This window comes from Listeria cornellensis FSL F6-0969 (assembly GCF_000525855.1).
Taxonomy (GTDB): Bacteria; Bacillota; Bacilli; order Lactobacillales; family Listeriaceae; genus Listeria_A; species Listeria_A cornellensis.
Map to the genome: position 1 here is coordinate 54,202 of NZ_AODE01000042.1, position 11,962 is coordinate 66,163.

The following is an 11,962-nucleotide window of genomic DNA, read 5'->3' on the forward strand; positions in this document are numbered from 1 at the left end:
AAAATTTCATAGTTTTTTCATAATTAGGGTATAGAATAGCTATATGGATACGTCTACAATTTGGAAAGGGATGAATTATGCATGGATGAGAAAAACAAAGACTTGGAAACACATAACGATGAACTAGCAAGTGGGGCTTCTCCTGAGAAGTTACCGGAGTCACAATCTTACGAAAAACCTGAACCAACTGGGGATGCGGCGGTACATACGTCACTTGAGCCGCAAGTTGCGCGTGATATCCCTGTCGAAGCTGTACATTCAGCAGAAGGTGTAACGCCAGAAGGTGAGCCTTTTGCTACAGCGACGAAAGAGGAAGCAGAGGCAAGTTCGACACATGCTTTCTTTGATGCTTCGGCTAGTGATGCAGAAGTGACACCAACACCGACGAATAGTGGTGGTGGGAATAATGTTGTTCCACCGGTACCTCCAACGCGAACTGGCGAAGGCGGAAATGGTAGCGAGCCGCCGAAAAAAGAAGGTAAGAAGAAAACAATGCTAGCGGTCTTTTTAACTGGGCTTCTGGGTGTCTTGATTGGTGCTTTGATCGTACTTGGTTTCTCGTGGGGTGCGCTTCATGACGATAACAACACGACTTCAAACACGACATCTACTGGCAGTGGTGACACGAAGAAAGTAACGGTTGAAAACACGACAAGCACGACCAAAGCGCTTGAAAAAGTACAGGATTCTGTTGTGAGTGTTTTGAATTACCAAGCCGGAACATCGATTAGTACAGATGCTACAGCGGAAGAGGAAGCTTCTTCTGGATCTGGTGTTGTGTATAAGAAATCGAATGGCAAAGCATATATCGTGACGAATAATCACGTGGTAGAAGGCGCTAATAAACTTGAAGTTAAGTTTTCAAATGGTAAGAAATCAGAAGCTAAACTTGTCGGAACGGACAAATGGAACGACTTGGCGGTTCTTGAGATTAGTGATAAAAATGTGACGAAGATTGCTGAGTTTGGTAATTCGGATTCGCTAAAAGTCGGCGAAACTGCGATTGCGATTGGTAGCCCGCTTGGAACAGAATTTGCTGGAACGGTAACAGAAGGTATTATTTCTGGGCTGAATCGTACGGTGCCTGTTGATACGAACGGCGATGGCACATCTGATTGGGAAGCGGAAGTTATTCAAACGGATGCAGCGATTAATCCTGGTAACAGTGGCGGAGCGCTCGTCAATATTGAAGGCCAAGTTATCGGTATTAACTCAATGAAGATTTCGACGGAAAATGTGGAAGGTATCGGTTTTGCAATTCCAATCAATACTGTTGAGCCAATTATTGAGCAGTTAGAGAAAAATGGGGAAGTGGAGCGTCCATCGCTTGGAGTGACATTGCGTGACGTTGACACGATTCCAGAAGTGCAACAACAGCAAGTATTGAAATTACCAGATGGCGTGGATTATGGTGCGATGGTACAACAAGTCGTTTCCGGTTCAGCTGCTGATAAAGCTGGTTTGAAAGAATATGATGTTATCGTTGAAATGAACGGTAAGAAAGTAACGAATTCGATGACATTACGCCAAATTTTATATTCGAACGATGTCAAAGTTGGCGATAAAATGGAAGTGAAGTATTATCGCGATGGTAAGAAGGAAACAACGACAGTGACACTTACTGCCGCTGCCTCCACCAACCAGTAACCCAAGAGGCGCAAGGACCGAGAAACGCTCATCTGCGTCGTTAAAGGCTCCGTTCCGGTGCTCTCTTGTACAGGTCGTACATTCCGCTCCGGTACTCGCCTTTGCCTAGCAGCTAAGCATTTCTCGGTTCTTGCTGATTTAGCGTTGAATGCGAGATTTCATAGGAAAACACGATTCTCTAAAACCAGGGAATCGTGTTTTTTTGCTATTGGGTGATTTGGTGACCAGCGTATTTTAGAGTTGTGATTGCGAGTTCTAGATTGGATTGCTTCATTAGGATGTAGTCGGTGTTGTAGGTGGAGACGGCGAAGATGCTGATTTCTTTTTCGGCGAGTGGAGTCGCTATTTTGTGTAGGATGCCGGTTAGGGAGAAGTCGAGGATTCCTTCGATTTTTAGGAGGAACCAGTCGGATTCTATGGATTGAGCTTCTGTCGCGTCAAAGTGCTCGGTTGGGATGATGATGGAGCATTCTTCATCGGTGTACGTGATGCTTTTGAATTGGGAGGCCTCGGTTTGGAACCATGTGGGTACTGGGAAGGCTGGCTGGAATTTGGCGATGGTGTAGTTGGTTTTGTCTAGTTTTAGTTTCATTGGGAAACATCTCCTTTTTGATAAGCGTATCATGATTTTTATTGGGTTGCAAAAAGTTTTGACAGACGGGGGTTCGGGTGGTAAAGTTAAGGGAGATTATAATTCTATCTGGTAGAGTAATTTGAGGGGTGATTTTGATTCGTAGTGATATTTTAAGAGGGCATGTGGACTCGATTATTTTGCGAATTTTGGCGGATGGGGATTCTTATGGTTATGAAATCTCGAAGCAAATTAGTGAACGGACCGGTGATCGCTTTCAAATTAAAGAGGCTACGCTGTATGCGGTGTTTCAGCGGTTGGAGAAGAAGCAGTTGATTGAGTCGTATTTCGGGGAACGCTCGCATGGTGGGAAGCGAAAATATTATATGATTACAAGTCTCGGCCGGGCTTATTTGAGTGAAATGGCGCGGGAATGGCGAGAGATTAAGGGTATTATGAACCTTTTTTTGGAGGAGATTGATTAGTGAATAGGATATCGGAATTTGTGGAGAAGCTATTTGAGAATGTACCGGAAAGCGATCAGGCGGCGCAAATTAAGGAAGAGATTACGTACAATTTAGCGGAAAAAGTGGCGGACTTGATGGAGGAAGGAAAATCGGAAGAGGACGCGGTGAATAAGGCGATTATTGAGTTTGGTGATATCGATGAGATTATCGCGGAACTCGAAGTGGCTAAGCCGAACACGAAGAAAAGACGCGCGCTGGCGAAGGTGAATTTAGGGTTTTCGATTTGGGGCGCGGTGCTGCTGATTATTTTATTTATCGTTGTGAACGTAATGTATTCGCCGGATGTTTTGTGGTGTATATTTCCTATTTTTGCGGTACTTTGGTGGCCGCTCGCGATGTTTTATTTTTGGTATCGACGGAAGGCTGAGGATAGGTAAGTAGTGAAGAAGATAGAGGTAGCTAGTTTTGTGACTGGTTGCCTTTTTTCGTTTGGAAAAATAAAGAACAGGGAATATTGGAAGTATTGTGAGGAGGGGATTATGGATGGGAAATGGCTATTTAGAGTTGTATTTGCAAGAGGCGATTCGGGAAAATAGAGTGGTCATTGTGTCGGAGCAGGAGCGTTTTATGGAGGATGTGATGGCGCATCCGCTTTTCAAGGAAATGTCGATGGAACCTCTTAGTGATAAAGGGTTAGCGAGTGTGGAATACGTTGTTTCGGATACCGCTATGCCGCGTTATTTTTTGAAAAAGTCTGGCCAAACGTATATTCATTTTTATCGCGGCGAGCCATTGGAGCCTATGCTCGTGCGGAGTTTATTGCATGCGGATTACGTTGTTTCGGACGATGCTTTGCCTCAAAATTTGCAGGAGGTTTTGCATGGAACGGTTGTCTCAACAGCGGACTGGAAGCGTGGTTTATTAACGCTAAAACATGAGATTGGTCTAAAAAAAACGATTTTGATGTATTGTGGTGGATTTAAGAATAATGGGATTACAACGTCGGCTATTAATTTATTGCATAATTTAGACTATAATCGATATCGGGTAATTGTGATAGATAGCGAGGGGCTACAAGAAGATTGTAAACGGAATTTTGAAAAATTAGATCCGCGAGTTTTGCGGGTGACGGTTGTTGGGGATATGTTGGCATTGCCAGAGGAAAAGATAGCGGAGGAACGGCTTTTTACAAAGGCGCATGAATTATTTGTTGAATTTGGCCCGCAACATTTTTTAGAGGAGGGTGTAGAGCGATTATATCAGCGAGAATTGGCGCGTATTTTAGGGCAAACGGAAGTCGATATCGCGATTGATTTTGATGGTTATTTTAAGTATTGGACGTTGTTGATGGCGACTTGTGGAGCGCAGCAGAAGTTGATTTACCAGCATAATGAGATGATGCAGGAATATAGTAAAAAAATTGGGTGTGGATTACAAACATCGTGCGGATTTGAATGTGATTTTCTTACTGTATAACTACTTTGATAAAATCGTTTCGGTGGCAGAGCATACGCGGAATCTGAATGAGGAGAAGTTGCGGCATTTAATAGAGAATAGCTCAGAAAAAATGGTTTTTGTGCATAATTCGCTGGACTATGAGGCAGTGCTTGCTGCGGCGAATGAACCGCCAGATTTTGAGTTTGATGCGGACAGTTTTTATTTTGTGACGATGGGGCGGCTTTCTCCGGAGAAGAACCAAAAAATGCTGGTTGAGGCTTTTGCGGAGGTTGTTGCTAAGCGGGAAGAGGCGAAATTGTTGCTGATTGGTAATGGGGAGCTGAAGGAAGAGCTCGCGGAAGTTATTCGGGAGTTGGGGCTTCGGAAACATGTGATGTTGCTTGGACAAGTTGGCAATCCATTTCCTTTAATGAAACGGTGCGATGTGTTTATTCTACCGTCCAATCATGAGGGGCAGCCGATGGTTTTGCTAGAAGCGCTGATTTTAGAAAAGGCAATGATAGCGACAGATATCCCTGGATCGCGGAGCATTTTGGAGGATGGGTATGGTTTGTTGGTTTCGAATACAAAAGAGAACTTGGTGCTTGAGATGGTGCGCGTTATAGAGGACAGGGTGCCGAATAAAAGGTTTGATTACGTAGCTTACAATAAGTGCGCCATGGCGATGTTTTATCATCTTATTACATGAGGTAAAGTCTTGACGGTTGTAGTGAGTCACCTTGATTGGTATTTTTAGTTTAATCCTGAAACAATGAATCCTTTTGGGAAATCAGGATAATGCTTATAAAAGTTGCCAAGTTGGTCTGTTAATAGACTGATTATGGTGGCTTTTTTTAATAGTATATATAACAAAAACGTAAAAAAAACACAAAATGTACACAAAAAAGATGAACGAAGTAAGAAAAGATAATTAAATCTATATATTTCGAATTAATATTTGTGTTATATTCAAGGCAATCCGTTTTTTTGCGGGGTGGAAGATATAGAAAAATTGTAAGGGGGAAAATGATGAAAACAAGAAAGTATATAGCGATGTTCATGATTGTGTTATTAAGTTTGCAATTGGGTGCGCTATTCACAGAGGCAGCGGTTAGTCAGGTGGTAAGTAAAAATGATACGATAGAAACATCGATTGCGGTAACTCCAGGTGTCATAAAAAGTCGAGAAGAAGTGAATGTGCGCGTCAATATTTCGGCTAGTGCGGGGGCATTTTTGACAGAGCAGGGCAATATTACAGTCACGATTCCAAAAGAAATAGTCTATAATATAAACGACTTCAATACGAAGATGACTATCCCAGCACCATTTAAATTAGAGCGTGTTGATAAAGGTGCCAATGATTATGTACTCGTATTTTCAGTAGACACGAACATGATTGGTGCCAACGATGCTTTTACCGGTACATTCCAGATAAAATTCGGAGCGCAAATTTTTAAAGTGGGAGATGCACATGCGGATACTCAAAATTTCACAGTAGAGTACGCTGGGGATAAGCAACAAGCAAGCGCAAGCATTCAACGAGAGAACAAATTAGTACTTCCTATTTTTGATAAGTGGTACAAAGGGGATTTCGATACGAATGGTAATGCTAATCTCAATACGACATCGCCTGAGGATAATCGATTCCAGCTTGTTGTGAACTACCGAGGTATCGATTTGAAGGATGTTAGAGTGTCGGATACGTTGCCAAAAGGAACCACTTTGATTGAAGCAACTAAAAGGATAGCTGTGCCTGGTGATTCGATGACCAAAGATAATATCCGCATCATGAAGGTAACTGATTTTGATGATGAAGGAACGGCGATTGCTTATAAATATGTTACAGATGAGTTCCAAGATAAGATAATATATGATGGGACAAATAATAGTTTTTCAGTCGATTTTGGAAATATTGCGGCGGACGAGACCTATTTTGTAGAGTATGCTTTAGCAGTCGACAATCTGAATCTAGGGACGCCGAAAAATAGAGCGAATTTCACAGCAAGTAACAGCCCAGCAATTGAAAAAGAAATCGCTGTTCAAGCAATCACGCATTACGGGACAAGCTATGTTCTAAATAAGAGCGTGGATAAGACGGCTTTAAATCACGATGAGAATGAGCTTAATTATACATTGAAATTGGAGTTATTGGATGGGGATGCAGTTCCAGCGGGGACTATTATTACAGATCCGTTAAACGCAAAAATGATTTCTCCTGAAATAGCGGCCTATGATACAAGTAAATTTGATATCAAGCTTGAGGATAACAAGCTACTGATTACAACACTAAAAAACATTCAAAAAGGAGAAGTCGCAGAGTGGCGTTTTAAGGTGAACGTGGAAAACTTGAAAATGGGTGAGGAGCTTTCTAACCAAGCTTTTTTAACGCTTCCGAATAACGTGATTTATTCCAACTCGGTTTCAACGCGTAAATATGATGGCCGGATTCAAATAAAAAAAGTAGATAACTTGGGCCAGCCAGTTCAAGGTGCCAACTACAAAATTGTAAACGATAAGAAGGAGCTTGTTTTTGAAGGGCAGACAAATGCGGAGGGTCTGATGATTTCAAATGCGCTCACGTTAGGAAACTATACGATAACGGAAACAGCTGCGCCCACTGGATATATACTGGATAGCACATCGTATTATGTCGTGGTGAGCGATTCGGATACTGTGCCGATTATTTTAGGAACGGAGAACAAACTTCGATCTGGAACGGTAGCTCTAACGAAAATAGATGCGGACAATCAACAACTGCTTTTAGCGGATGCAGTATTCGAGTTGCAAGACGAGGGTGGTAAGGTTTTATTTACAGAACTTGTCACGGATGCGGCAGGAGAGATAGTAGTATCAGGGTTGACGCCAGGTCGCTATCAATTTATCGAGACGAAAGCACCACAAGAGTATGTGCTGAATGATATGCCGGTGGTTTTTGATATTAAGATTGGTGAGAATGATGCACCTGTTCGGGTCATTAAGGAAAATAGACGCGAAAAAATCGTTATACCAGAGCAATTATTGCCACCGGTTAGTCCGCCGAATAAAGTCCCAGAGATGATATCACCAGAGAAGCTCCCAATAAAAAATACATCAAAAAAAACCTAAAAATATACAGTTGGAAGCAAAGCCAGAAGTAAAAAAAATACCGAAAACAGGCGATAGTGACGCGCGTGCATCTGTTTTATTTGGAATGGGATTGGTAACGCTTGGTTTAGCTATTTTAATCAGACGAAAAGAATGATAGAGTGAATACATCTATTTTTCTCAGTATTTGATTAGTGATATTGTTACAGATAAAGAAATCAATATATCCGAAGTTGCGGAGAAGGATTACTATGAGCCGGAAGAAATTGAGAATCAATCCGTATAGACCCAGATACGAAAGAGAGCGAGCATTATGTAGATGATATCGTGAACACAATGGTTTATTACGTCTTGAAGTACGGCGGTGGCGTCAACTTCTTACCAAATGGGAAACTTGAAAAAGTACGGTAAAATTGCTGCTAGAACGAAATATTAATAGCTAAAAAAAGCTGCCAAATTTGACAGCTTTTTTAGGTTTTATTCTTCGTCTTCCTCTTTTCTAGATCTTCTACCTAGCCAGAATACAAGGATAAGAGCTAAGAGAGCTAGTATAGAGCCGGCGATAATGTATAACCATGTATAGTCTTTTTCAATGTCAAGTGCTAATTCGTTTAACTCATCTGCAGTTTTCCCGTCTATTGTGAAATGTTCAGACCATTTCCAGACTTGTTCGCCACTTGTTGCAATCATATCTAAGCGGTATTTTCCAGGTTCGAATTCTTTCGTTCCCCAACTAATGGGAAAGTTGAAATTGGAGTTGGGAGCCATGTGCATGTTTTGTTTAGAGCCTTCATGCAAAACTTTTGTCCCATCTTTCTTAAAAATTTGTGCTTCAACGTCTAGATCTTTAAGAATCGCGGATTCTGTATTTTGCAAGTTCGCCGTCACGACATTGCGATAGTTTATTTGTGTTGGTGTAATCTCGTTTAAGGTCATATCTGCTTTGACTTGCGTATCATTTTGAGAAAGTATCATACCGATGACGTACGCGTACTGATTTTCGATTTGAATGTCCTTAGATTGCGATTCTTTTTTTTTCAGGTGTTTTTTCTTTAAAATAAATGCCACCGAGGATAGTACCATCGAAAGCTTCGTTTGGCATGTTTATTTTGATGGGATAATTTTTGCTTGAGTTGGCTGGAAGGACGACTTCGCCCGCGGATTCTGTGAGCTTAGATATCGGGTATTTCAGCGTTTCATCAAGCTTTGGATTTTCTTGGCTGTAGTCGACAATGCCGTTATCGTTCGTAACTGCGGTGTTTACAGAAGTCAGGACGGTCAACTCTTGATTGGTTTCGTTTGTCAGCGTTACATCTACGATCTGCTTTTTCCCAGGCGCTAATTTCAGATGGAAGTAGTTTTTCGTTTTGTCGATTTGATTTTCAGGTATGCTCGCACTTACGGAGAAGTTCATTTCAGATGCATCGCTGTGTACTGGAAATAAGAGCGATGAGGCCAATAACGGTACGATTAAAAATAGGGTCATTAGTTTTTTCATGCAGAGTTCCTCCTAAAATATAATGACAATAATAAGGACTCTCTAGCGGAGAGGGGGCACGCACTAGAGAGTTTTGAGGGGGAAAAAAAAGGGGGTTATGTCTGGAGGTTTGTGAACTTGATTACATACTAAGTATACGTTATAAAAATCGGATAATAGGGATTTTATCATAAACTTTTAGGGTTAGGAAAAAAATGATATTGGAATTTAATGTCGGTTAATAATTATTTAATCTGTAGCTTATTTTCAGTTTAGATTTGAGCGCTATGATGTAGAGAGTATCAATTTTCGAAATAAAAAGGAGAATGTTAAAATGACACAATCAAAAAAAAGTATTATCTTCTATATTAGTAGCCACGACAATTATCGCAGGTGTAGCACCACAAGTAGCACCAATTGGAGCTTCGGCTGTAGGAACAAGTGAAACCACGGCAAGTGTAGCGGCGATCACTGAATTGCGTTCGCTAAACGCGATGACGTTACAAATTAAGTTTGACGGCACGTTACCGACGGCGGATGTTGCGGATAGTAATTTGGCCGCGATTAAGGAACATTTTGAGTTTAGCGGTGGGCTTAGTATTGTCAATGTACCGCGTTTGAAATCTGGCTCTACAGACACGTATATCGTACCGGTGACGATTCAGAATCCTGGTGTGAGTTACACGCTGAGTTATAAAGGTGGCGCGACGCAAACTTTCACGGGAAGCAATGTAAAAGTTGGAATTCGTGATACAAACCAAGTGACGAGTGATACGTTTGAACTGGAGTCGTTCCAAGCGGATGGTACCGTTGATTATGCGAATATTATCGCGGCCTATGCTGGTGGACGTGGGGACCAAGCGTTTGTAATCGATGATGATAATAAAAATGTGGCTGGTCAAGCGCTCCAAGTGATCTCGTCATTACGTGATCGTAGCGTGACGCTTACTGGGTCGAATGGCGATATATATACGGCAAATTATGTACCATTTACGCAAGCATCGGATCGTCGTCAAGCGCCGAAATTCCGCTTGCCTGCGGGAGAAACGTTGACACCAGGCGTGACGTATACCGTGACTTCTAACTGGGCGACAATTGCGAATCCTACCTTTACAGCACGCGCTATGGCGCCATTGACGATTGATGCAGCAGAATTTGTAGATGCGACTTCTTTTAAACTGACGTTAGCGGCTGATCCTGGTATGGACTTGCTCGCTGGACGCAGTGTCATTTTGAAGGGCACGGACGGTAGTGAACTAACTGCAAGCTATCGTTTCTCTTCACGCCAAGGTGCGACAGGTACTTTTGATGTGACTGGTGGAGGTACACTGAATGAAGCAATCGCTTATGAAATTGTACCACAAAATAACTGGGCTGCAAGTACAGAAATTACATTAGGTCAAAAAGGAGCGTACAAAATCGAGTCATTAAACGCGATGACGCTACAAATTATTTTTCCTGAGGCGCTTTCGGCAGATGAAGTGGCGGACAGTAATTTAGACGCGATTAAGAAAATTTTTGTATTTAGTGATGGTTTGAGTATCGTGAATGTACCACGTTTGAAGTCAGGATCTAAGAGCACTTATATTGTGCCTGTGACCGTGCAAGAACCTGGGAAAACCTACACATTGAGCTATAAAGGAACGCAGGTAGAGACATTTGTTGGTAGTTCGGCTAAAATTAACGTGCGAGATTCAGCGCAGGTAACGAATGATACGTTTGAAATCGAGTCCTTCCAAGCGGATGGCGTGGTTGATTACGCGAACATTATTGCCGCATATGCTGGCGGGCGCGGCGACCAAGCTTTTGCGATTGATGATGATAATCGTGATGCAAACGGTAAACTGTTTCAAGTTATTTCCTCTTTACGCGATCGTAACGTGACATTAACTGGAACGAATGGTGATGTATATACGGCGAACTATGTGCCATTTACGCAAGCATCCGACCGTCGCCAAGCACCGAAATTCCGTTTACCAGTCGGTGAAAAATTGACGCCAGGCGTGACATACACGATTACTTCTGATTGGGCTGATGTTGCCAAGGCATCCTTCACAGCAAAAGAAATCGCACCGCTAGTTATCGCGGAGGCAAAAGCCATCGATGCCAAATCATTTGAGCTAACATTGGCTAAAGATCCAGGTATGGATTTACTTGCAGGGCGTCAAGTAGAACTTAAAGGCGCGGATGGTACGACACTAGTAGCACAATATCGTTATTCTTCACGTCAAGGCACAACAGGCATTTTTGACCTTGTGAGTGGTGAGCTAGACAAAGATACGGTTTATACCATCACACCGCTTAACAATTGGGCAACAGCCACGAATGTAACGCTTGGCGAGGCTACAACGGTACCAGAAGTAACAGATCCAGAAAAACAACCAGATAAAGGAGTCGTTGTTACACCTGAAAAAGGAAACAACAACAAGCCGACACTTCCAGAAGTAACAGATAGCAAAAATACTCCGGGCGTAGCAGATACGCAAACAAGTACATCAGGAAACGCAAAAGACTTGCCGAAAACTGGTGACACAATGCCGATTATTCCATTGACAGCAGGACTGGGTGCCATTTTAACAGCAGTTTATATGCTTTTGAAACGTAAATTCACAAAATTAGAAGACTAATTCATGAAGCTTGTTTTAGGAAAGAATGATTTGCTATAATGCAGATGATTTGCTATAATAAATACGAAAAGAGGGTCGTGCGTCAACACAACCCTCAAGTCAGAGCCGTCTGAAACGGTGGCCGTATTATAACGAAGAGATAACCGTTACTTTTTGGTCAAAGTAGGGACGGTTATCTCTTTTTGTCTTGATCACGATCAATGTAGAGAACGAGCATAGCAAAGGATATTGCAATGCTCAGAGCTTCGTACACAGACACTAGTTGCACTTTCTGGGGGCAACGACAAATTAAGATACATAAGGCATCACCCTTTCCATTGGACTAGCCTTCCGTCTCACACTTCTCTATCGATATTATAGCAGATACATTACAGGAAAAGTGCTTATTTTACAAAAAAAGTCTAATAGTCTAGAAAAGCGGTAAATCAGCTTTAAAAATCATAAAAAAACCATTATTCGACGTGTATTTGATATGCTCCCTATAGAGTAGACAATGGAAAAAACAAAAATTCCAAATCTACTTTATAAGGGAGTTTTTTGTATGTCAAAACGCACACGTTTTTCCGTCGAAGAAAAACATACCGCAGTAAAAAAAATAGCCTCCAAGGCGAAATATACCATTAACGGCATGTCCAAACAGCTAGGAGTTGGA

Annotated in this window: 9 protein-coding genes and 1 pseudogene; 8 read left to right on the forward strand and 2 right to left on the reverse strand. The window is 41.9% G+C overall.

The features are described from left to right. Window positions 1-81: 81 nt before the first annotated feature. Window positions 82-1,647, forward strand: coding sequence for a S1C family serine protease (locus tag PCORN_RS15310; RefSeq protein WP_036082172.1), 1,566 nt, complete (start codon window positions 82-84; stop codon window positions 1,645-1,647). A 205-nt stretch (window positions 1,648-1,852) separates the two neighbouring features. Here the strand turns inward: PCORN_RS15310 and PCORN_RS15315 are convergent, their stop codons facing one another. Next, entirely contained in the window at window positions 1,853-2,239 is a 387-nt protein-coding gene (locus tag PCORN_RS15315) for an ACT domain-containing protein (RefSeq protein ID WP_036082174.1), read from the reverse strand. A 134-nt stretch (window positions 2,240-2,373) separates the two neighbouring features. Here PCORN_RS15315 and PCORN_RS15320 point away from each other — a divergent pair, with 134 nt between their 5' ends. From PCORN_RS15320 to PCORN_RS21435, 6 genes are all read left to right on the forward strand, one after another. Continuing rightward, entirely contained in the window at window positions 2,374-2,703 is a 330-nt protein-coding gene (locus tag PCORN_RS15320; protein ID WP_036082190.1) for a PadR family transcriptional regulator, read from the forward strand. Then, on the forward strand, window positions 2,703-3,122 hold the full coding sequence (locus PCORN_RS15325) for a permease prefix domain 1-containing protein (RefSeq protein ID WP_036082176.1): 420 nt from the start codon (window positions 2,703-2,705) through the stop codon (window positions 3,120-3,122). Before PCORN_RS15320 ends, PCORN_RS15325 begins: the two co-directional genes overlap by 1 nt. A gap of 106 nt (window positions 3,123-3,228) precedes the next feature. Continuing rightward, on the forward strand, window positions 3,229-4,161 hold the full coding sequence (locus tag PCORN_RS18755) for a hypothetical protein (protein WP_051999537.1): 933 nt from the start codon (window positions 3,229-3,231) through the stop codon (window positions 4,159-4,161). Continuing rightward, on the forward strand, window positions 4,112-4,831 hold the full coding sequence (locus tag PCORN_RS18760) for a glycosyltransferase (RefSeq protein WP_149024386.1): 720 nt from the start codon (window positions 4,112-4,114) through the stop codon (window positions 4,829-4,831). The genes PCORN_RS18755 and PCORN_RS18760 overlap by 50 nt, the downstream gene beginning before the upstream one ends. A 317-nt stretch (window positions 4,832-5,148) precedes the next feature. After that, window positions 5,149-7,227 carry an MSCRAMM family protein gene (locus PCORN_RS15335; RefSeq protein WP_149024387.1) on the forward strand — a complete coding sequence of 693 codons (2,079 nt, stop codon included), beginning with the start codon at window positions 5,149-5,151 and terminating at the stop codon, window positions 7,225-7,227. Between the two features lie 10 nt (window positions 7,228-7,237). Continuing rightward, window positions 7,238-7,363, forward strand: a complete 126-nt coding sequence (locus tag PCORN_RS21435; protein WP_159102619.1) for an LPXTG cell wall anchor domain-containing protein — start codon at window positions 7,238-7,240, stop codon at window positions 7,361-7,363. Between the two features lie 320 nt (window positions 7,364-7,683). Here PCORN_RS21435 and PCORN_RS15340 read toward each other — a convergent pair. Beyond that, a pseudogene (locus PCORN_RS15340) lies at window positions 7,684-8,704 on the reverse strand (WxLIP family cell surface protein). Window positions 8,705-9,159: 455 nt separating this feature from the next. Here PCORN_RS15340 and PCORN_RS19705 point away from each other — a divergent pair. Next, window positions 9,160-11,310: an LPXTG cell wall anchor domain-containing protein gene (locus tag PCORN_RS19705; RefSeq protein WP_065520146.1), complete on the forward strand. Its 2,151-nt coding sequence runs from the start codon at window positions 9,160-9,162 to the stop codon at window positions 11,308-11,310. Window positions 11,311-11,962: the final 652 nt, after the last annotated feature.